Annotated in this window: 22 protein-coding genes, 1 riboswitch and 1 other annotated feature; of the genes, 21 read left to right on the top strand and 1 reads right to left on the bottom strand. The window is 39.3% G+C overall.

The genetic code is table 11. The annotated features are described in order from the left end of the window. Positions 1 to 37: 37 nt before the first annotated feature. Positions 38 to 153, bottom strand: a riboswitch (TPP riboswitch). Between the two features lie 192 nt (positions 154 to 345). The 7 genes from NSQ44_RS12925 to NSQ44_RS12895 all read left to right on the top strand — a co-directional run bounded on the left by NSQ44_RS12925 (position 346) and on the right by NSQ44_RS12895 (position 7751). Then, on the top strand, positions 346 to 1629 hold the full coding sequence (locus NSQ44_RS12925; protein WP_327863369.1) for an NfeD family protein: 1284 nt from the start codon (positions 346 to 348) through the stop codon (positions 1627 to 1629). A 16-nt stretch (positions 1630 to 1645) separates the two neighbouring features. Beyond that, complete coding sequence (gene floA / locus NSQ44_RS12920; protein ID WP_340857225.1) at positions 1646 to 2638, top strand: flotillin-like protein FloA; 993 nt, start codon at positions 1646 to 1648, stop codon at positions 2636 to 2638. Between the two features lie 28 nt (positions 2639 to 2666). Beyond that, positions 2667 to 3044, top strand: a complete 378-nt coding sequence (locus NSQ44_RS12915) for a hypothetical protein (protein WP_340857224.1) — start codon at positions 2667 to 2669, stop codon at positions 3042 to 3044. Positions 3045 to 3107: 63 nt separating this feature from the next. Continuing rightward, on the top strand, positions 3108 to 3392 hold the full coding sequence (gene yqfC, locus NSQ44_RS12910) for a sporulation protein YqfC (protein ID WP_340857223.1): 285 nt from the start codon (positions 3108 to 3110) through the stop codon (positions 3390 to 3392). A 10-nt stretch (positions 3393 to 3402) separates the two neighbouring features. Next, positions 3403 to 4596 carry a sporulation protein YqfD gene (yqfD, locus tag NSQ44_RS12905; RefSeq protein WP_340857222.1) on the top strand — a complete coding sequence of 398 codons (1194 nt, stop codon included), beginning with the start codon at positions 3403 to 3405 and terminating at the stop codon, positions 4594 to 4596. A gap of 3 nt (positions 4597 to 4599) precedes the next feature. After that, a complete protein-coding gene (locus NSQ44_RS12900) occupies positions 4600 to 5562 on the top strand; it encodes a PhoH family protein (protein ID WP_063388041.1) in 963 nt (320 codons plus the stop codon). Positions 5563 to 5621: 59 nt separating this feature from the next. Beyond that, positions 5622 to 7751 (top strand): HD family phosphohydrolase, encoded by a 2130-nt coding sequence (locus NSQ44_RS12895; protein ID WP_340857221.1) that lies wholly within the window; start codon positions 5622 to 5624, stop codon positions 7749 to 7751. A gap of 93 nt (positions 7752 to 7844) precedes the next feature. Here NSQ44_RS12895 and NSQ44_RS12890 read toward each other — a convergent pair whose 3' ends face one another. Next, positions 7845 to 9089 (bottom strand): IS110 family transposase, encoded by a 1245-nt coding sequence (locus tag NSQ44_RS12890; protein WP_044899849.1) that lies wholly within the window; start codon positions 9087 to 9089, stop codon positions 7845 to 7847. A gap of 304 nt (positions 9090 to 9393) precedes the next feature. Here NSQ44_RS12890 and ybeY point away from each other — a divergent pair, with 304 nt between their 5' ends. From ybeY to cccA, 14 genes are all read left to right on the top strand, one after another. Next, positions 9394 to 9870 (top strand): rRNA maturation RNase YbeY, encoded by a 477-nt coding sequence (ybeY, locus tag NSQ44_RS12885; RefSeq protein WP_063388043.1) that lies wholly within the window; start codon positions 9394 to 9396, stop codon positions 9868 to 9870. 2 nt (positions 9871 to 9872) lie between these two features. Continuing rightward, on the top strand, positions 9873 to 10232 hold the full coding sequence (locus NSQ44_RS12880; RefSeq protein WP_063388044.1) for a diacylglycerol kinase family protein: 360 nt from the start codon (positions 9873 to 9875) through the stop codon (positions 10230 to 10232). Positions 10233 to 10330: 98 nt separating this feature from the next. Continuing rightward, the gene (locus NSQ44_RS12875; RefSeq protein WP_445659506.1) at positions 10331 to 10729 is read left to right on the top strand and encodes a cytidine deaminase; all 399 of its coding nucleotides are present in this window, start codon (positions 10331 to 10333) and stop codon (positions 10727 to 10729) included. Continuing rightward, entirely contained in the window at positions 10722 to 11627 is a 906-nt protein-coding gene (gene era / locus NSQ44_RS12870; RefSeq protein WP_063388046.1) for a GTPase Era, read from the top strand. Before NSQ44_RS12875 ends, era begins: the two co-directional genes overlap by 8 nt. A gap of 112 nt (positions 11628 to 11739) precedes the next feature. Further along, positions 11740 to 11880, top strand: a complete 141-nt coding sequence (locus tag NSQ44_RS12865; protein ID WP_065095532.1) for a YqzL family protein — start codon at positions 11740 to 11742, stop codon at positions 11878 to 11880. A gap of 30 nt (positions 11881 to 11910) precedes the next feature. After that, the gene (gene recO / locus NSQ44_RS12860; RefSeq protein ID WP_094246234.1) at positions 11911 to 12663 is read left to right on the top strand and encodes a DNA repair protein RecO; all 753 of its coding nucleotides are present in this window, start codon (positions 11911 to 11913) and stop codon (positions 12661 to 12663) included. 116 nt (positions 12664 to 12779) lie between these two features. Beyond that, positions 12780 to 12953, top strand: a binding site (T-box leader). Between the two features lie 69 nt (positions 12954 to 13022). Beyond that, a complete protein-coding gene (gene glyQ / locus NSQ44_RS12855) occupies positions 13023 to 13913 on the top strand; it encodes a glycine--tRNA ligase subunit alpha (protein ID WP_063388048.1) in 891 nt (296 codons plus the stop codon). After that, entirely contained in the window at positions 13906 to 15969 is a 2064-nt protein-coding gene (glyS, locus tag NSQ44_RS12850) for a glycine--tRNA ligase subunit beta (protein ID WP_340857219.1), read from the top strand. Before glyQ ends, glyS begins: the two co-directional genes overlap by 8 nt. Positions 15970 to 16736: 767 nt before the next feature. Further along, entirely contained in the window at positions 16737 to 17375 is a 639-nt protein-coding gene (locus NSQ44_RS12845; protein WP_094246231.1) for a helix-turn-helix transcriptional regulator, read from the top strand. Between the two features lie 15 nt (positions 17376 to 17390). Further along, positions 17391 to 18200 (top strand): pyruvate, water dikinase regulatory protein, encoded by an 810-nt coding sequence (locus NSQ44_RS12840; protein ID WP_063388051.1) that lies wholly within the window; start codon positions 17391 to 17393, stop codon positions 18198 to 18200. Positions 18201 to 18460: 260 nt separating this feature from the next. Then, positions 18461 to 18949, top strand: coding sequence for a YaiI/YqxD family protein (locus tag NSQ44_RS12835; protein WP_063388052.1), 489 nt, complete (start codon positions 18461 to 18463; stop codon positions 18947 to 18949). A 24-nt stretch (positions 18950 to 18973) separates the two neighbouring features. Continuing rightward, positions 18974 to 20770, top strand: coding sequence for a DNA primase (gene dnaG, locus NSQ44_RS12830; RefSeq protein ID WP_063388053.1), 1797 nt, complete (start codon positions 18974 to 18976; stop codon positions 20768 to 20770). 32 nt (positions 20771 to 20802) lie between these two features. Beyond that, a complete protein-coding gene (gene rpoD / locus NSQ44_RS12825; RefSeq protein WP_063388054.1) occupies positions 20803 to 21930 on the top strand; it encodes an RNA polymerase sigma factor RpoD in 1128 nt (375 codons plus the stop codon). Between the two features lie 322 nt (positions 21931 to 22252). Further along, positions 22253 to 22618: a cytochrome c550 gene (gene cccA, locus NSQ44_RS12820; protein WP_340857218.1), complete on the top strand. Its 366-nt coding sequence runs from the start codon at positions 22253 to 22255 to the stop codon at positions 22616 to 22618. Positions 22619 to 22661 lie beyond the last annotated feature (43 nt).

The raw sequence follows: 22661 nt of genomic DNA, 5'->3' as shown, positions 1-22661 counted from the left end.
CCGATCAATTCAATATAGAAAAAGAAGGCAATACAAATACTCCCGCTACCTACTTCCCTACGCTGGCATCATCCAGATCAGGTTCAAAGGGTTGAAGAACTTCAGGCGCGTTCTTCTCTCAGTCCAGCTAATTGGACACCCCTAGTAGATGGTTATATATTTTTTTTAATAGTAACATAATATGAAAAATAATGAAAATATTTTTTCGTTTCATGATGTTTGTAGAATTGTTGATTTTTGAAACTTTCTGCACAATTGTCCGTAATAATATTAGGCAAAAAATAAGGGGGGAGAGGCCTGAAATCAAACAATAAGTTTTTCGCTATTTGCGCTCTGCTGCTCATCTTGTCGATTATTTGTGCGTCTTTTGATGCCAAATCAGCTGAAGGGAAAACCGTTTATTTTATTCCGATTGAAAATACAATTGAAAAAGGATTGGTGCATTTTATTAAACGATCCATCCAGGAGGCGGAAAAAGAAAAGGCGGATGTCATTGTTTTTGAATTGAACACTCCTGGAGGTGCTTTAGAGGCAGCGATAGAAATAGGCAAAATGATTATGGATACAGATATCAAAACAATCGCTTATGTCAATAAACATGCGATTTCCGCAGGGGCTTATATAGCATTAAGGGCTGATCAAATATATTACCATCCTGGCGGTACCATTGGGTCAGCGGCTGTCATTGACTCCAATGGCAATGCTGCAGAAGTAAAAGTGCAATCGTTTTGGAAAGCAGAGATGAGAAATGCTGCTGAGCTTCATGGCAGAGACCCTATGTTCGCTGAGGCGATGGTTGACAGCAGCTTGGATATGCCCGAATATGGTGCAGAAAAAGGAGAATTACTAACATTAACAGCAAAACAAGCGATGGAAGTCGGGTATGGTGAAGGCATCGCCAAAAGCCGGGCAGAGCTTTTGAAATCGATCGGAATGGAAGGTGCAAAAATCCAAGAGACTGAGGAGACGTTTGCTGAAAAAATAGCCCGTTTTGTAACAAACATGTATACCATTCCGATATTATTAACGATTAGCGGTTTAGGGTTTGTGTTAGAATTGTACACTCCTGGGTTTGGCATTCCTGGTTTTATTGGACTATTGGCACTGTTTTTGTTTTTCTTCGGTCATTTTATTGCAGGGCTTGCGGGATTGGAAACGGTTGTTTTGTTCGTGCTTGGGGTTCTGCTTATAATTGCAGAGTTGTTTGTTCCAGGAGGAATTATTGGAGCAATCGGTTTTCTTTCAGTCCTTTTAAGTTTATTTTTAGCAGCTGATCATATAGGACATATGGCGGTTTCTCTTTTTATTGCCGGTTCCATTTCGATATTCACAATATTCATTTTGTCAAAGGTGATTGGTAAGCGTATGAAATGGTTTAAAAAAATTATTTTAAATGATTCAATCAGCACGGAGAAAGGTTATGTATCCAATCAAAATCGTACAGATTTAATTGGGAAAACGGGTGTAACTGTGACTGCTTTACGGCCGGCAGGAACAGTAATGACCGATGGAGAGGAAAGATTGGATGTTGTGACAGAAGGGACGTATATTGAGAAAGGAAAAAAAGTGAAAATTGTTAAAGTAGAAGGCTCACGAATTGTTGTGAGAGCTATTAATGAAAATGAATAGGAGGTAGGTATATCACATGGATGTATCATTTTTTCTTTTACTAGGTCTTATCGTATTAGGTCTTATTTTGCTTGGCATCTTGTTCTCTTTTGTGCCGATTATGCTTTGGATTTCCGCTCTGGCAGCTGGCGTTCGCATCAGTATTTTGACTCTTATTGGAATGAGGCTGCGCAGAGTCATTCCAAGTCGAGTGATCAATCCGTTAATTAAAGCGCATAAAGCCGGCATTGATGTCACAACGAATCAATTGGAAAGCCATTATTTGGCAGGAGGGAATGTCGATCGAGTTGTCAACGCATTAATTGCAGCTGAAAGAGCTAATATTGAATTGAGCTTTGAACGTTGTGCTGCGATTGATTTAGCGGGAAGAGACGTGCTTGAAGCCGTTCAAATGAGCGTAAATCCGAAAGTAATCGAAACCCCGTTTATTGCAGGGGTTGCCATGGACGGAATTGAAGTGAAAGCAAAAGCCCGCATCACGGTGCGAGCCAATATCGACCGGCTTGTTGGCGGTGCCGGGGAAGAAACGATTATCGCACGTGTAGGTGAAGGAATTGTCAGCACCATTGGTTCTTCTAATGATCATAAAAAAGTGCTGGAAAACCCTGATATGATTTCGCAAACAGTTTTAAACAAAGGACTCGATTCAGGAACAGCCTTTGAAATTTTATCCATCGACATCGCGGACGTTGACATCGGCAAAAACATCGGTGCGATCCTGCAGACAGATCAAGCGGAAGCAGACAAAAACATCGCGCAAGCTAAAGCGGAGGAACGCAGGGCGATGGCGGTGGCAAGAGAGCAGGAAATGCGCGCTAAAGTTGAAGAAATGCGGGCAAAAGTTGTTGAGGCGGAAGCGCAAGTTCCGCTGGCAATGGCGGAAGCTTTAAAATCAGGAAATATTGGAGTTATGGATTATATGAACATCAAAAACATTACCGCTGATACAAATATGCGTGATTCTATCGGAAAAATGACAAAAAATTCTGCTGGTGATGAAGAAGAATGATCTTTCTGTCCATCAAAGGAGGTGTCATATGGAAATATTTGAAAATCCGCTGTTCATTGTTATTTTAATCGGGATTATTTCTTCTTTGTTTGGAAGAAATAAAAAAGATCAAGAGCAGCAGAAAAAAAGGAAACAAGCTGCAAAGCAAATAAAACAAAGGGTTAAAAATGTTTCGACAAGCCCTCCAAATGAATGGAATCAAATTCAAAATGTACACACAGGCCTATCCAGCCAAATAAAAAAAGCTGAAAAAGACAAATCGAATATGAAATCTTTTCATAATAAAAATAAAAAACAGAAACCATTAGCTTTACACATGCATTCAGCTGCAAAAGGAGTCATTTGGAGCGTCATTTTAGATGAACCCCGATCCAAAAAGCCCCATCGGTCGAATTTCATAAAATAAATGAATTAATGGTGTTAATCCCCTTTTGTCTCTCATAAATATGAGGATGAAGGGGGTTCTTTTATGGACAAAAAATGGCATCAGCGAATAAAAAGCATATTGACAGAAGGATTGCAAATACCAGCTGACGTCATGATGGATCTTCCCCGTGTTACGATGATCGGTACATTGCATATATATATAGAAAATCATAAAGGACTGCTTTCCTTTACAGATAAAGAGATTCGAGTTTTGCTGCAGCAAGGCCAGATGCTCATTAAAGGAAGCGATTTTGTGATGAAAGCGATATTGCCAGAAGAGCTCCTTGTAGAAGGGAAAATTGAACAAGTATTATATATTGATCAGTAGGGGGATCGGGATGCGGAACAATTGGTTGTTATATTTTACAGGCTTCGTTCAGGTAATAGCGGAAGGAACCGGCTCAGAAAGAATGTTGAACGATTGCACGCGGCTTGGCATTGTCACAATAAATGTAAAGCGGCTGGAAAACGGTGCAATTTCTTTTTTTATACGCCTTAAAGATGTACAGGCTTTACGAAAAGTAGTTCGTAAACATGAATGTAAGTGCACCTTTCACCAAAGGATAGGATTTCCATTTTTATTAAAAAAATCATGGAGAAATTTTGGTTTTGTTATTGGAATTGTTCTGTTCATTGCCATTACATTTCTTTTATCCAACATGATTTGGCATATTGAAATAAAAGGGGCTAGTCCGAAAACAGAGCATTTAATACAAAAAGAATTGGACAAAATAGGAATTAAAAGAGGGACGTTTCAGTTTTTGACATCGAGCAATCAAACGGTTCAAAATCGTTTGATGAGCCAAATAGATGATATAACATGGATCGGTGTCAAATTAAAAGGAACGACATATTCTCTAGAAGTAGCCGAAAAGAAAAAAGAGCAAAAAAGCAAAGTGGAGGGGCCGAGGCATTTAGTGGCCGCGAAGGAAGCTGTTATAGCAAAAATGTATGTTGAAAAAGGACAACCTTTAGTAGACGTTCATGATTTTGTGAAAAAAGGACAAATATTAGTTTCCGGTGTAGTTGGAGAAGGTGATAAAATACGAAAAGTGGCAGCAGACGGAGAAATATTAGGCGAAACTTGGTATATTTCAACAGTGGAGGTGCCGCTTCAAACAACTTTCCAGTTATTTTCAGGAAAGTCAGTCACGAAGCATTTTCTCTCCTTTCGTTCTTTTTCCCTTCCTATTTGGGGGATGTTTCGCAATGATGAATCGGAATATCCGCAATATGCGGTGGAGCGAGACGAGCGTCCATTAAAATTTTTAAAATGGGATCTTCCAGTTAACTATAAGAAAGAAACGATTCGTGAGACGGAAACCTTTCACAGAAAATATTCTGTGGATGAAGCGAAACGGCAAGCGATTGCTGCCGGGAAAAATGACTTATTTCGAAAACTTGGAAAAGATGTCAAAATTGTTGGCGAAAAAGTTTTGCACGAAGACGTCGAGAATGGTAAAGTAAGATTGAAAATACACTTCCAAGTTATTGAAAACATTGTAAAAATAAAACGGGTTCAGGGAGATTAGAGAATGACAGAAGATTTAGTCACAATCAGCCAGAGTTTAGAAAATCCGAATGAAGCCATTAATTTATTTGGGATTCATGATGTTCATTTAAAAAGAATTGAAGAAGAGTTAAACGTATCGATCATTTCGCGCGGTGAAGCGGTATATGTTTCAGGAGATAAAGAAAAAGCTGAACTGGTTGAAGACATCTTGAAATCCCTTCTTTCGGTTATTCGAAAAGGAATTTCGATTAACGAACAAGACGTGCTTTATGCAACAAAAATGGCGAAAAGTGGGAAGATCGATGAATTTGAATCCCTTTACGATGAAGAAGTTGCGAAAAATGCAAAAGGAAAAACCATTCGTGTAAAAACGCTAGGTCAACGAAAGTATTTTCAAGCAATTAAAACGCATGATTTAGTATTTGGAATCGGTCCGGCAGGAACAGGAAAAACGTTTCTCGCTGTTGTCATGGCCGTCCATTGCTTGAAAAATGGGCTTGTAAATAAAATCATATTAACGCGGCCGGCCGTTGAAGCTGGTGAAAATTTAGGTTTTTTGCCCGGCGATTTAAAAGAAAAGGTAGATCCTTATTTAAGACCTTTATATGATGCTCTACACGATATTTTAGGCGTGGACCATACGGAGCGCTTGTTAGAAAGAGGAGTTATTGAAATTGCTCCATTGGCGTATATGCGCGGAAGAACACTTGAGGATGCGTTCGTTATTTTAGATGAAGCGCAAAATACAACAACTCAGCAAATGAAAATGTTTCTAACCCGTTTAGGCTTTGGATCCAAAATGGTCATTACAGGCGACCTGACACAAGTGGATTTGCCCAAAGGAGTAAAATCAGGACTGCTTGAAGCGAATGAAAAATTATCAGGCATTCGAGGCATTTCATTCGTATATTTAAAGGAAACTGATGTCGTGCGGCACCCGCTCGTTTCAAAAATTATTGAGGCTTATGAAAAAGATGATCAGTAAGACCCGCTCATCATGACCGGGTCATTTTTGCATAGAATTGATCGGAGGTGCTGTGACAAATGAAAAGAAAAATGGATCGCAAAGACAGGAAACAGCCGATATTCCATTTTTTGAAAAAAATGCAATCCCTTCATCTTTTCTTATATCCCGTTATTGGAGTAATTTTGTTTACCGTTTTATACAGCAATGTAGAACCGGACACGTTTGATGCCAAATTATTTTCAGTATCCGACCAAACGATTTACGCACCTGTTACCGTTGTCGATAAGGAAATGACCGAAAAGAGAAGAGAAGAAGCTGCTGAAAGCGTGGAAGATCAATATGTGCTAAAAAAAGAATATGCGGACAACAGTGTGGATTTGGTCGAATCTTTATTTGATGCCATCATGGAGGCTTCATCTAATGCCGAAATGAGCAGCAAAGAGAAGCTTGACAGGCTTAAAAGCAGTTTAGGAGATATGTATGATAAATATCCTGAAAGCGTATATACATCATTGTTAAGTGCAAATGAAGGACAGCTTACACTGGCAAAAGATGCGGTTGTTACGGCTGTCAATGAAACGATGAGCGAGCCGATTCCGGCTGAAAAATTAGAAGAAGCGAGAAACAAAGTGAAAGAACGGCTTCAAAACGTGAATTTGCCGGATAAGATACGCTCAGCAGCTGAAGAGATTGGACGCAGCGCAATTATTTCCAATTATGTATTTGACCCAAAATCAACAGATGAAAAGCGGGAAGAAGCAAAAGAAAAAGTGCAGGAGGTTCAAATTAAGCAAGGTCAAATTATAGTCGAAGAGGGCCAATTAATTGACAGGGAAGTATATAGAAAGCTGGAATTGTTGGGCCTTTTAGATAATAAGTACACATTTCAGCCGATCATTGGTCTTTTCATTTTAGTCTTATTAGTGATGATCTATCTTGCATATTTTTTTGAAAAAGAAAAGAACTCGTTCTTTACGAGTAAAAACCAGTCATTGCTTCTCTTTACCATCATCCTAGCGATAACGTTAACGGTCATGAAGATTATCAGCTTATTTCAAAAAATGGACTATTCTCATATCGGCTTTATTGTCCCGGTGCTGATGGGAGTTATGTTGACAAAGCTTTTGATTAATGACCGCCTTGCGTTCGTGACAAGCATTATATATGCTTTTTGCGGAAGCTTGATTTTTAATGATGGAGTCACTGGCACATTTAATTTTACAATTGGTCTTTACTACTTATGCGGGTGCATCGCAGCCATTCTGTTTCTAGGGGAACATAACGTCCGTTCGAAAATTTTACAAGCTGGTCTTTTCGTTTCGGCTGTTAATATTGTTGTGATCACCGCTATTTTATTCATTCAAAATGGAATTTATTCGAATCTAGAGATCGGTTCTTATTTTCTTATGGCGATTGTATCAGGTGTTATCTCTTCCGTCTTGACAATCGGTTTAATGCCTTTTTTTGAATCAGGTTTTGGCATTTTATCGACGATGAAGCTGATTGAACTGTCGAATCCGAATCATCCTTTATTAAGGAAAATATTAACGGAGGCGCCTGGTACTTATCATCACAGTGTAATGGTGGCCAATTTAGCCGAGGCTGCTTGTGAAGCGATCGGTGCGAATGGGCTGTTGGCAAGAGTTGGAAGCTACTATCACGATATCGGAAAGACGAAACGGCCGCGCTATTTTATTGAAAACCAAATGAACATGGAAAATCCGCATGATAAATTGTCCCCTCAGCTAAGCAAAAACATTATTATTGCTCATGCTGAAGAGGGAGCAGAAATGTTGAGGAAGCATAAAATGCCGAAAGAATTTATCGATATTGCTCTGCAGCATCATGGAACATCGCTTTTAAAATTTTTCTACCATAAAGCCCAAGAAAATAGTGATCAGCCTATTTTGGAAAGTGAGTTTAGATATCCGGGTCCGAAGCCGCAAACGCGGGAGATTGCCGTTATTTGTATCGCTGACAGTGTAGAAGCAGCTGTTCGTTCAATGAAAAATCCGATGCCCGAAAAAATTGAAAAGCTTGTTCGTTCCATCATAAAAGATAAACTTCAAGACGGGCAATTCGACGAATGTGATATAACGTTTAAAGAGCTTGAAACGGTGGCAAAAATATTGTGTGAAACATTGAAGGGGATTTTTCATTCAAGAATTGAATATCCGGAATTTCATGAAAAGAAGGTGAAAGTCTGAAATAAATACTTTGGGTTCCAAGTAATAAAAATAGGCATAGCAAAACAAGCCATCCATCGATGACTTTATTGGAAATATTTGGTTGATTGATCATCAAGTTGTAACTGCCGTCACTCGAAAACCTTGACTTTTAGCTAATAAAATCGCTTGTTCTACCGTGATCTCACGGTTTACTGGAAGAACGTCTGATTTTTTATATAATTCTGGATTATACGGCTCTTTCTTTTTGAGAATGTTGTATATAGCTGTTAACAGCATTCGGGCAATTGCAATAATTGCTCGTTTGTGACCACGACGTTTTTTAAGTTTTAAGTAGCGGTTTCGAATTTCGGGATGCTTTTCACTTTTGACCACAGCAGTTGCACACTGTACCAAAAGAGGCTTGATGTAGCAGCCAGCTCTCGAAATTCTTACTGACTTTTTCTTGCCGGCACTCTCGTTATTCGTGGGTGTTAGTCCTGCCCAGGAACATAAATGCTTAGCTGTCGGAAACACGTCCATATTAACACCTATTTCCGAAACCACGGCAATGGCGGAAAAAATGTTCTTAAAGGACGGAACAGTTAAGATTAAGTTGATTTCTTCTGTGTAGGACTCGGCAAGAGAAAGGATAATTTTTTCAAGATCTGCTTTACGAGATTGAAGATCTTCATAGTGCTGTTTAATGACCTTTAATTTATCAGCCTGTTCCGGTGTAATATATCCGTCTATGGCGAGTTCCAAATCAGAAAGTTTCTTCTTCATGGAACCGTGAATTAAAGGTTCTATGTCAAAAGTGGTATCCAAGGGATTCCCTAAAATCTTGTCAATAATGTTCATGGAGCTTTTACCGAAGGTATCCGAAACAACATTTCCAAGTTGAATATTAGATACAGTTAAACAGTTCTGAAGACGATTCTTCTCACTCGACATAAAATTAGTCAATTTAAAACGATAACGCATAAGGTCACGAAGCTGTCTGATAGCCAGCGGTGGCATAAAGCTTCCAGCTACTAGATCATGCTTAAATAAATCGGCAATCCATTTGGCATCTTTTTTATCAGTTTTTTTACCACGGATAGCCTTAACATATTTTGGATGTGCAAGAGTAATGTTACAGGAATCCTCTAGAACATTAAACACGGGAATCCAGTATTTCCCGGTAGATTCCATACAAACATCCTTACAGTTATTTTCACAAAGCCATTGTGACAGCTCTTTCAATCCTTTTGTATAGGTAGAAAAGCGATGGCGTTTGTAAGTAGTGACACCTTTGTTGGTAGAAGCAATACAGGCAACAACAAAGGTTTTGTGGACATCAATCCCACAGCATATTGGATAAACAATCTTTAATCCCATAGGGATAACTCCTTTCACGTTATTAAAGGGATAGACAGCATTGACTGATTGCCCAGCAATAAACGAGTAGTTGTTTATACAAAGATAAGTCTGCGTGCTCGAAGTCACACTTATTTGTGCTTGGAAAGGCAATCTACACATATAAACATGCGGTCACCCTGCAACCAGAGTGGCCCACTCACCTCCGCGTGATTTGTAGTTGACTGTTATCCCTATGACTTTAGAATAATAAAAATAACGCCGGTGGCACAATTGTTTCATTACGTTTTGTGCCTTGAGCGAAGCGAAAGGAATGGGTATAAACATGACATTATCCATTGACATTTTCGACCAGACGGAAACACTCTCTTCTGAGGAAATAGAAACGATCGAAAATTTGCTGCAATTTGCTGCTTTAGAAGAACGTGTTCCCAAAGATTCGGAAGTATCTATAACCTTTGTTACTAATAAAGACATTCAAGAGATCAATCGGGATTACCGGGGAAAAGATCAGCCGACAGATGTGATTTCATTTGCGCTTGAAGAAACAGGAGAAGATGAAGTGGAGATCCAAGGTGCTGATCTCCCCCCTCATTTAGGGGATATCATTATCTCAATAGAAAAAGCGAAAGAGCAAGCAGAAGAATACGGCCACTCATTTATGAGAGAGCTCGGATTTTTATCTGTTCATGGCTTTTTGCATTTATTAGGTTATGATCATATGACAAAAGAAGAAGAAGAAAAAATGTTTTCAAGGCAAAAGGAAATTTTAGAGAAATTTGGATTGAAAAGAACAGGATAAACATGAAGACTTTGTTGAAAAGCTTTTATTTTGCCGTACAAGGAATAGCTGCAGCCTTCCAATCCGAGCGGAACTTTAGAATTCATGTGACAGCTGCGATCATCGTGATCGCAGCCGGATTATTTTTCAACATTAGCTTAATTGAATGGATTGTCATTCTCCTATTAATTGGCGGAATGTTAGCTTTAGAGCTGGTCAATACTGCCATTGAGCGAATCGCTGATGCTGTGTCGAAAGAATTTCATCCTCTGCTTAAAACTGCAAAAGATGCAGCTGCAGGAGCAGTATTGGTTTATGCAGCCGTTTCGGTTGTCATCGGATTCATCATTTTTGCCCCCAAAATAATTGAAGTTTTTTCGTGAAAAATGTAGAATTTTCTGAAAAAATAAACGTGAAATTAAATGAAAAATGATGTAAAATAATGAGTATAAGCTGCAACGTAAACGAAAGGAAGGAAGCTATGGACTCCCATCAACTGATTGAAGAAGCAAAAAGAGCAAGAGAATTTGCTTATGCACCTTACTCTCGATTTAAAGTAGGTGCAGCACTTCTGACAAAGGATGGAAAAGTATACAAAGGATGCAATATTGAAAACGCAGCTTATTCCATGTGCAATTGTGCCGAGCGCACTGCTGTATATAAAGCGGTTTCAGAAGGTGAAAATGAATTCGCAGCTATTGCCATAGTTGCGGATACAAAGCGCCCTGTATCGCCATGCGGCGCTTGCAGGCAAGTCATAGCAGAGCTCTGTCCTAAAAATATGAAGGTGATTTTGGCGAATCTTAACGGAGACTATAACGAGCTAACAGTTGAACAACTATTACCAGAAGCATTTACATCGGAGGATTTACATGAATAAGACAAAATTTAAATCAGGATTTGTATCAATCATCGGCCGTCCGAATGTCGGCAAATCGACTTTTATTAACCGTGTAATCGGTCAAAAAATTGCGATTATGAGCGATAAACCTCAAACAACGAGAAACAAAATACAAGGGGTTTATACGACGGAAAACTCACAAATTATTTTTATCGACACTCCCGGTATTCATAAACCAAAGCATAAATTGGGCGATTTTATGATGAAAGTCGCTCAAAATACGCTCAAAGAAGTGGATCTAATTCTGTTTATGATTAATGCTGAAGAAGGATTAGGCCGCGGTGATGAATATATCATGGAACGATTGAAGGAAACCGATACTCCTGTATTTTTAGTTGTCAATAAAATCGATCGGGTTCATCCTGATGATTTATTGCCGCTTATTGACCAATACAGGGAAAAGTTCGAGTTTCAGGAAATTGTTCCAATTTCTGCCCTGCAAGGAAACAACATTGAAACGTTGCTAGGGCAAATTGAAGCGTATTTGCCGGAAGGTCCGCAATATTATCCTAGTGATCAGGTGACAGATCACCCGGAACGTTTTATCATTTCTGAACTAGTTCGCGAAAAAGTATTGCATTTGACAAGAGAAGAGATCCCGCATTCTGTTGCAGTTGTTGTTGATTCAATTGAAAAAAGAGAAAACCATGCAGTATATATAGCTGCAACAATTGTTGTGGAACGCAACTCTCAAAAAGGTATTATCATTGGGAAGCAAGGAAGAATGTTGAAAGAAATTGGGAAAAGGGCAAGGGTTGACATTGAAAACTTGCTCGGGTCAAAAGTCTTTTTAGAGCTGTGGGTCAAAGTGCAAAAAGATTGGAGAAATCGCCTGTCGCAATTGCGAGATTTTGGATTTAGGGAAGACGAATATTAATTGACTTGAAGGAAGTTAGAAATATTTTCAAAACATGAAAATGAGTCAAAAAGGCTATGATAACAATGAATTGGATATAGCTTAGGAACAACGACAGAAAGGTGGGGACAATATGTTAGATTTTACCTGGAAAGTATTCACGTTTACAGGTAATATTGACACATATCTCCTTTTTAAAGAGCTTGAAAAGGAGCGGACGAAAGATTGTCAAATGAAGGAAGAAGAGCGGACTGAGGTTGATCTCCCTGTTTAGAAGTGCTGTATCCAATAGGATGGTGGAGAAATGCTTGTAAAAACGGAAGGAATTGTCATTCGTACAACGGAATATGGTGAGACCAATAAAGTTGTTACAATATATACAAGGGAGTTGGGGAAAGTTGGTGTAATGGCACGGGGCGCAAATAAACCGAACAGCCGCCTCGCAGCTGTTACCCAACTTTTTACGTATGGAAATTTTTTGTATCATCAATCTTCTGGATTGGGCAATTTAAGCCAAGGAGAAATCATTTCCGCTTTTAGAGAGATTAAGGAAAATATTTTTTTGACTGCATATGCTTCATATATTGTAGAGCTCCTTGATAAAGGAACAGATGAAAAAGACAGAAACCCTTTTTTGTTTGAGCTCTTATTTCAAACACTTCATCTGCTGAATGAAGAAAAGGATGCGGAAATTTTGACCAATATATTTGAAATAAAGATGCTCAACGTTCTCGGTTTATATCCCGAATTAAACAAATGTGCAGTAAGCGGCGAAACAAACGGACCGTTTCATTTTTCATTAAAAGAAAACGGATTGATTTGCAGCCGCTGTTTTGAAAAAGATCCTTACAGGCTCAATATTTCTCAGAAGACAGTGAAGCTGTTGCGGCTGTTTTATTCTATTGACTTAAACCGCATTGGTCAAATATCCGTCTCCGCTGAGACAAAAAAAGAACTGAGATTTGTTCTTGATCAATATTATCAGGAATATGCAGGTTTATCGCTGAAATCGAAAAAATTTTTAAATCAGCTTGACAGTTTAAAAGAAATGTTGTAAACCATATACATGGATGTGAAACCTTTCAAATGAAGGATTTATCCCCCCTCATGCTGTTAGAAAAAGCGATTTAACGTCATGTAATGAGCGGAAATGATACATGTCAAATTGAATAATAAAATGCGATGAAGGAAAAGAGTACCTGCAATCTTCATAGAAAGCGACCTTAGGATGGTGCGAGCTAAGGTATGAGGATGCAGGGAACGGCGTTCCAGAGCAATAACGGTTTACGAGAGGCTGAAACGTTTTTCAGCAAATAGGGTGGAACCGCGGGTCATCCCGTCCCTATGCAACTTTGTTGCATTAGGGACGGTTTTTATTTTGTTCGAACATAACTTAATTGTGGAGGTGCATGATGAATGAACATTCAAGAAATGATTTTGACGCTGCAAAAGCATTGGGCCGATCATGGATGTATTTTGATGCAGGCATATGATGTAGAAAAAGGTGCCGGAACCATGAGCCCATACACATTTCTTCGCTCCATCGGGCCAGAACCATGGAATGTTGCTTATGTGGAGCCGTCAAGAAGACCTGCTGACGGAAGGTATGGGGAAAATCCGAACCGCCTTTATCAACACCATCAATTCCAAGTCATTATGAAGCCGTCTCCGAAAAACATACAAGAAATTTATTTAGATTCATTAAAGGCTCTTGGAATTGATCCGCTTGAACATGACATCCGCTTTGTGGAAGATAACTGGGAAAATCCTTCTCTCGGCTGCGCAGGGCTTGGCTGGGAAGTTTGGCTTGACGGAATGGAAATTACTCAATTCACGTATTTTCAGCAGGTCGGAGGACTGGAATGCAAACCGATTTCTGTTGAAATAACTTATGGAATAGAGCGTTTGGCGTCTTATATTCAAGAAAAAGAAAATGTATTTGACCTTGAATGGACAAACGGATTTACATATCGGGACATTTTTTATCAGCCTGAATATGAGCATTCCAAGTATACGTTCGAAACATCCGATACAAACATGCTATTTGAACTGTTTAATACGTATGAAAAAGAAGCGCACAGACAGATGGAATTAGGTCTCGTTCATCCAGCGTACGACTACGTTTTAAAATGCTCGCACACATTTAATTTGCTTGACGCAAAAGGAGCTATTTCTGTTACAGAACGAACCGGATATATTGGCAGAGTGAGAAAGCTGGCAAGAAAAGTTGCCAAAACGTTTTATGAAGAACGGGAAAAACTCGGTTTTCCAATGCTGAAAAACAAGGGGGCCGAAAATCATGAATAAACGGGATTTACTTATCGAAATCGGGCTTGAAGAAATGCCTGCCGGCGTCATCCTGTCTTCGATTGATCAGCTGGCTGACAAAGTAGGAGCTTGGCTGGATGAACATCGCATTTCTTACGCCAAAATAAAAAAATATTCAACTCCTAGACGTCTTGCCGTCCTTGTAGAGGATGTAAATGAAAAACAGGAAGATTTGCTTGGCGAAGCAAAAGGACCGGCAAAAAAGATTGCGGTTGATGAGAATGGAAATTGGACAAAAGCAGCGTTAGGCTTTGCACGGAGCCAAGGAGCTTCCACAAACGACATATCCTTTAAAGAAGTAAACGGTGTTGAGTACGCTTTTGTTCAAACATTTCAAAAAGGGAAAGAAACGAAAGAACTGCTCCCTGGGTTAGAAGAGATTATTCAAACCATCCATTTTCCGAAAAATATGCGTTGGGGAAATTGGAATCTTCGCTATATCCGTCCGATCCAATGGTTAGTTGTCTTATTTGGACAAGACATCATTCCGTTTTCCATTACCGATGTTCCGACAGGAAATGTTACGTATGGCCATCGCTTTTTAGGAACGAAAGCGGAAATTTCCACTCCACGCGATTATGAAAATACTTTGTTGAACCAGTTTGTTGTCGCCGATTATGAAAAACGAAAACAAATGATCATTCAACAGCTGGAGGAACTGGAAAGAAAGGAAAACTGGATCATCCCTGTTGATGAAGATTTGCTCGAGGAAGTTACAAACTTGGTGGAATATCCGACCGCCCTGTACGGTTCATTCGAAGACCAGTTTTTAACATTGCCTGAAGAAGTGTTAGTGACGACGATGAAGGAGCATCAGCGATATTTTCCTGTCAAAAATAAAGATGGAAAGCTGCTTCCGTTTTTTGTTACCGTAAAAAACGGGAATGATCAAAACATTGAAACGATTGCCAAGGGGAATGAAAAGGTCCTTCGGGCAAGACTTTCCGATGCAAATTTCTTCTACGAAGAAGACAAAAAGCTTGCCATCGATACCGCACTGGAGAAGCTTGAAAAAATTGTTTTTCATGAAGAACTGGGCTCCATCGGTGACAAGGTTCGCCGAATTGTAAAATTATCAGAAAAGCTTAGCGAAAAGCTTGAATGCTCCAATGAGGAGAAAGCTTATATTAAACGGACTGCTTCCATTTGCAAATTTGACATTGTTACGCAAATGGTTTATGAATTTCCTGAGCTTCAAGGAATTATGGGAGAAAAATACGCTCTTTTAAAGGGTGAACAGGAAGAGGTTGCAAAAGGAATAAATGAGCATTATATGCCGCGGCATGCTTCCGACAAGACGCCTGAAACGTTGAGCGGAGCCATTGTAGGGCTTGCGGACAAGCTGGATACAATTGCAGGATTTTTTTCGATCGGTTTGATTCCAACTGGCTCACAAGATCCGTATGCATTAAGAAGACAGGCAAGCGGCATTGTTCAAATTCTTCGAGCCAAACAATGGCGGCTTGAATTGGAGGAATTGTTCGACCTTGCTATAAATGTATATGGTTTAGAAAATAAAGACAATTTGAGAAAAGAATTGCTGTCGTTCTTCCAAATGAGAGTCAAATTTGCGCTTCATGAAGAAAATGTCCGCCATGATATAATTGAATCGGTATTACAATCCAATTACCATGAAGTTAATGCATATTTTGAGCGGGCTGCCGTTCTGTCAGAAGAAAGCCAAAAGGGTGACTTTAAAGAAGTAATTGAATCGCTGTCTCGTGTTGTCAACATCTCGTCTAAGGGCCAAGAGGGCAATATTAAAGAAGACCTGTTCGAGAAGGAAGAAGAAAAAACATTGTATCAAGCGTATTTACGGCTTGAAGAAAATTTTGTAAAATTGCAAAAAGAGGGTAATTTTAAAGAAGCATTTTTGGAAATGAAAGCTTTAAAGCCGGTGATTGATCGTTATTTTGATAATATTATGGTAATGGCAGAGGATGAATCGGTTAAACAAAACAGGCTGTCCCAAATGGTACAATTAACAAAGATAATCACATCTTTTGCCAAAGTGAATGAAATTATCGTAAAATAAATGCAAATGGACGATTATCCCGAGGATAATCGTCTTTCCTTGTGCGCCCGGCATGGGTGTAATCTATAGGGTGAAAGTCCCGAGCTGCGAAGGCAGAAGTAGCAGTTAGCTTAACGCAAGGGTGTCCGTGGTGACGCGGAATCTGAAGGAAGCGAGCGGCAAACTTTAAGGTCTCTCGGAACACGAACTTCATATGAGGCTAGGTATCACTGGGTGAGTTTGCAAGACAAAACAAAGCCCTTTCTGCCGAAGGTGATACAGAGTAAATGAAGCAGATGGATGGAAGGAAAGATTACACTCTTACCCGGGGAGGTCTGGCTGGCACGCCAAGTAACCTTGGTAACCTATCTAGTGATAGATAGCTGAACAGTCAGAAGTCAGCAGAGGTCATAGTATTAGTTGGTCTAGAACAACTAAGAAGGACCGAACAATTAAGAGAGAATAGCCCTTGGCATTCAGTGAGTCATGATGAACACAGAAAACGTAGTACCTCACTTGAGGGAGGAAGCGGTGAATCCCGTGGGAGATCTCTTGGAGGGTGGAGTGACCACTGGCATAAAGAGAACAGCTATTCACGGAAGTTATAAAGACTTGCGTCAATTATCTTAATTGAACCGCCGTATACGGAACCGTACGTACGGTGGTGTGAGAGGACGGGAGTTAATCGCTCCCTCCTACTCGATTCGCCGTAATGAGCAATAGAAAACCTTTTCAAAATATTGAAATCATATATAATATTTTTATAATGCAGCCTCTTTTTCAAGGTGGTGAGGACAATAGAGCTTAATAAACGGCAAGAACAAATATTGCAAATCGTTAAGGAGCATGGGCCAATTACAGGTGAGCATATTGCAGATCGTTTAAACTTGACAAGAGCTACGCTAAGACCTGATTTAGCAATTTTAACAATGGCTGGATACCTTGACGCAAGGCCGCGAGTCGGCTATTTTTATACAGGAAAATCAGGCGCCAATTTGCTTGCAGAGAAATTAAAAAAGCTCCAAGTAAAAGATTTTCAGTCGATCCCAGTCGTTGTCAACGATAATGTTTCTGTTTATGATGCAATTTGTACAATGTTTTTGGAAGATGTCGGGACATTATTTGTGGTAGATAATCAATCGTTGCTAGTGGGAGTGCTGTCGAGAAAAGATCTCCTCCGGGCAAGCATCGGCAAACAGGAATTAACCCAAATCCCCGTCAATATTATTATGACTAGAATGCCAAATATAACCGTATGCAAAAAGGAAGATCTTATTATTGATGTAGCAAGGATTTTAATTGAAAAGCAAATCGATGCACTGCCCGTAGTAAAAGAAGTGGACGGCGGTTTTGAAGTGATTGGAAGAATTACGAAAACAAACATTACAAAAATATTGGTAAGATTAGTTGATGACGATATTATGTAAGAATGGGGGATCCGAATGAATAATCGTACGATCTATATTGTTTCAGACTCAGTCGGGGAAACGGCAGATCTCGTTGTAAAAGCAGCCATCAGTCAATTTAACGGCTCTCAATATGAAACGAATGTGAAAAGGGTGCCTTATGTGGAGGATGCAAATACAATCAAAGAAGTTGTCGCATTGGCGAAAATGGATAATGCGATCATTTGCTTCACAATCGTTGTCCCCGAACTCAGGAATCTTCTTATTCAAGAAGCGGAAAAAGAAGGTGTGATCTACCACGATATCATTGGTCCTTTAATTGATAAAATGGAAACGTCATATGGAATAAAAGCGAAGTATGAGCCCGGAAGAGTTCGGAAGCTTGATGAAGACTATTTCAAAAAAGTAGAAGCAATTGAGTTTGCTGTTAAATATGATGACGGCCGCGATCCGAGAGGAATTTTGAAAGCCGATATTGTTTTGATCGGTGTATCGCGGACTTCCAAAACGCCTTTGTCGCAATATTTGGCGCTAAAACGATTAAAAGTAGCTAATGTTCCTATTGTTCCAGAAGTAGAACCCCCTGAAGAACTTTTTAAAGTTTCCAAAGAGAAATGTGTCGGTCTAAAAATCAGTCCGGAAAAGCTGAATTATATCCGAAAGGAAAGATTAAAGCAGCTCGGGCTTAATGATCAGGCTATATATGCCAATATAGACAGAATTAAAGAAGAATTAGCTTATTTTGAAAAAATTGTTCAAAAAATCGGCTGTCCAGTTATAGATGTATCGAACAAAGCAGTTGAAGAAACAGCCAATCATATCCAAAATTTATTCTTAAAAAAATAACATGTGATAAAACCTGCTTATTCCGATCTTAAGAATATAGTAGGTTTTTTTCATGGTGAAAGATAAAATGATGGAATAACGCAGTGTATTGTATTATAATAAAAAATTGTGATAAAATTGTGCTTTTTAGGTTTAGACTAAAAAAAATACGAATAAACTATTTACAGGAAGATGTCAAGGGGGTTGGAGAAAGAAAATTCGACAAATCGCTTTTTGTAAAAAGTTTAAATTGCTGGCAGGATTCTTTGAGGTGATGAAGAATAGAGAAATATGATGGGAAAAATATCACTATTTTTGTCGATGCTGATGCATGCCCCGTCAAAGAAGAAATTGCATCAGTCGCAAAAAAATATAAAGTCCCGGTTTGTTTCATTGCATCATATGCTCATGTAGGTAAAAAGGATGACGGGAATAGCTGGGTATTTGTCGATCAAGAAAAGGAATCTGTCGACTTATACATTTTTAACAACTCAAAAAAACATGACATCATCATTACACAAGATATCGGACTAGCCGGTATGCTGCTTAAGAAATGCACACATGTTCTCTCTCCAAGAGGAATGCTGTTTACAGAAGATACAATCGACTCTGTTCTCCATCTCCGGTATATTTCGGCAAGGGAAAGAAGAAACGGCAATTATATCAAAGGGCCAAAAAAATTCCAAGATAAAGATCGTCATCATTTTATCACAGCACTTGAAAAAATATTGTCGAATTATGCAGGAAATTTTAAAATTCATATTGAATAAATTTTAAGGCACGGAGTTGTTCATATGGGGAAAATGCTTCCCGAGGAATTTATAGAAAAAGTGCAACATGCTGTTGATATAGTAGATGTTGTGAGTGAATATGTTCAATTAAAGAAGCAGGGTCGAAACTTTTTTGGACTATGTCCTTTTCACGGCGAAAATACACCTTCATTTTCTGTTTCACCTGAAAAACAAATTTTCCACTGCTTTGGCTGCGGTTCTGGCGGAAATGTTTTTACCTTTCTCATGCAAATTGAAGGATGCAGCTTTACAGAAGCTGTACAAATGACAGCAAAAAAAGCTGGTTTGGACATTCCAGGGGGCTCGGCGCTTTCTCAAGAATCGACATACCCAAACAACAGCGAAGCAGAGAAAATGATAAAAGTGCATGAACTGCTGAAAAAAATGTACCATCATTTATTACTAAATACAAAAGAAGGGCAAAACGCGTTAAATTATTTGCTTCATCGGGGTTTTACGAAAGAATTAATCGATCAATTTGAGATTGGCTACGCTTTAGATTCTTGGGACTTTTCTTTAAAATATTTGCTGAAAAAAGGTTTTGAACTTCCGTTGTTAGAAAAAACAGGATTAATTATCCGAAGCGAATCTAACGGTTCTTTTTTTGATCGGTTTCGCAATCGGATCATGTTTCCGGTTAAAGATGCACAAGGCCGTACAGTCGCTTTTTCCGGAAGGTCGCTAGGAAACAAACAGCCAAAATATTTAAACAGTCCTGAGACAAAAATATTTAACAAAGGACGGATTCTTTATAATTTCCACCAAGCAAGACCTTTCATTAGACGAAAACAGGAAGCGGTGTTGTTTGAAGGGTTTGCGGATGTTATATCGTCCGTTCACGCAGGAATCGAGCATAGTGTAGCAACAATGGGAACAGCGCTGACGGAAGAACAGGTCAAGCTCTTAGCCAGAAGCGGAGGAACAGTTGTCATTTGCTACGATTCCGATTCCGCTGGAATTGAAGCTGCCTTCAGAGCTTCTAAATTGCTTGTTGAAGCAGGATGTAATGTAAGGATTGCTAAAATGCCTGAAGGGTTAGACCCTGATGACTACATTCGGACATACGGAAAGGAAAAATTCAAAAACGATGTAATAGGGGCAAGTCTCTCATTAATGGCATTTAAGATGGAATATTTTCGAAAGGGGAAAAATCTCCAGGATGAAGGGGACCGAGCGAGATACATTCAAGAAGTGCTTAACGAATTAAGCAGCCTTCCGAGCGGGATCGAACAAGAGCTGTATATCACGCAGCTTTCTGAAGAATTTTCCGTATTAAAAGAAACGTTAATGGCAGAGCTTCGGAATATAAATAAGCGGAAAAGAAGAAGACCAGAAAAAACGAGTCTCAAGACTGATGCACTACAACGGAATGCACTGATGCCTGCTTATCAAAAGGCAGAACGCCTTCTAATTGCTCATATGTTGAAAAGCAGGGAAGTGGCAGAAAAGGTTCTTCATGCGATTGGTGGAAATTTTAACGTGGAGGAGCATCGGGCTATTTCATCCTATTTATACGCTTATTATGAGGAAGGGAACGATCCGGACATAAGCCACTTTTTGACGAAGCTCAAAGATCCTTCATTAAGCCGAATTGTATCGGAAATTGCCATGATGACAATTGGCGAACAATTGACTGAGCAAGAGCTTCAAGACTATGTAAAACATATCTTGAACCATCAAAAAATGCTCATCCTAAAGGAAAAGGAAGCTGAGAAGAAAGAGGCTGAAAAACGAAAAGATTATGTAAAAGCTGCCGAAATTGCAATGGAAGTAATTCAGCTGAAAAAAGGATTAATGTGAAAGCTTGTATAACTCTGGAAGGAGGGGATCCAATGGCTGAAAAACAAGCCCATTCAAAAGATTTAGAAGCTGATGGAACTGTTGAGGAAGTGAAAAATCAGCTTATTCAATTAGGAAAGAAACGCGGAGTATTAACATATGAAGAAATTGCTGAGAAAATGGCAAATTTCGATATTGATTCAGATCAAATGGATGAGTTTTATGAATACGTTAATGAGCAAGGAATCGAATTAATTAGCGAAAACGAAGATGTTGATTCCAATTTGCCGGATTTAGACAAAGAAGATGAAGAAGAATTTGATCTAAATGATCTTAGTGTACCGCCGGGTGTGAAAATAAATGATCCGGTTCGAATGTATTTAAAAGAAATCGGCCGGGTTGATCTCTTATCGGCTGATGAAGAAATCGAACTTGCCAAGCGTATTGAACAAGGGGACGAAGAAGCGAAAAGAAGGCTTGCAGAAGCCAACCTGCGCCTAGTCGTCAGCATTGCAAAACGCTACGTCGGCCGCGGAATGCTCTTCCTCGATCTCATACAGGAAGGCAACATGGGGCTGATGAAAGCTGTTGAAAAATTTGATTATCGAAAAGGATACAAATTCAGCACATATGCAACATGGTGGATTCGCCAGGCAATTACACGGGCAATTGCAGATCAGGCGAGAACGATCCGCATCCCTGTCCATATGGTTGAGACAATCAATAAGTTAATTCGAGTCCAACGCCAATTGCTTCAAGATTTGGGTCGTGAACCGACACCAGAAGAGATCGCTGAAGATATGGATTTGACTCCTGAAAAAGTTAGAGAAATCTTAAAAATTGCCCAAGAACCTGTATCATTAGAAACGCCGATTGGCGAAGAAGACGATTCGCACTTAGGTGATTTTATTGAAGACCAAGAGGCTACTTCTCCATCAGAGCATGCTGCATATGAATTATTAAAGGAGCAGCTTGAAGATGTTCTCGATACCCTTACAGACAGGGAAGAAAACGTTCTGCGCCTTCGTTTTGGACTGGACGATGGAAGAACTCGGACTCTGGAAGAAGTAGGAAAAGTTTTCGGTGTCACTCGAGAACGCATTCGGCAAATTGAAGCGAAGGCTCTGCGAAAATTGCGCCATCCAAGCCGAAGCAAGCGGCTGAAAGACTTTTTGGAATAAAAATAAAAATGTCTTTTTCTTTCCTTGGGCAGACTTATTCGTCTGCCTTCCCTTCAATATATGTAAACGCTAACAACAATAACTATTTGTACTATATTTTACTGAATCTTCTTTCATTTTGCAAATGACATTTGTTGAAAAAACATAAGATCTTTTTAAATTGTTTTTTTGTCTAATTCGTGAACATCACAAGGAACTTATATAGAAAGACTTTTCCTTCAAAGAAAATTAAAGTACAATAGAGATTGTTTAGGTTAGTTTCAGCTCGTCCATGTTGAGCGAAAAAAGCAAATGTACGGTTATACATAAGGGAGGTTACAAAATGAATCGTAATCCGCTTATTCCATTTGCATTAATCATTGTGTTTGGAATTGGACTAATGGTTGCATTTTCTTTCATCGGACTGGATAATATGAAAGAGATGGCTGAAGAAAAAGAGGGGGGCGGACAAAAAACGGAAGACGTCGCTAATGCAAAGCCGGAGGATATATTCAAGCAAAGCTGTGTAAGCTGCCACGGTCAAAACTTTGAAGGCGGAGCAGGTCCTTCATTAAAAGGTGTTGGCGACAAATTGTCTGTTGATGAAATTAAAGAAACAATTAAAAACGGCCGCGGTGCGATGCCTGGCGGGCTAGTACCTGAAGAAAAGCTTGATGAAATGGCCGAATGGGTTTCTAAAATTAAATAATAAAAAACATATTGGTTGAAAAGTCTTCCTTTTGGGGGACTTT

The organism is Aeribacillus sp. FSL M8-0254, assembly GCF_038008845.1.
Lineage (GTDB): Bacteria > Bacillota > Bacilli > Bacillales > Aeribacillaceae > Aeribacillus > Aeribacillus composti.
Note: the sequence above shows the minus strand (reverse complement) of the source record. Positions and strands in the feature narration are given on the sequence as shown.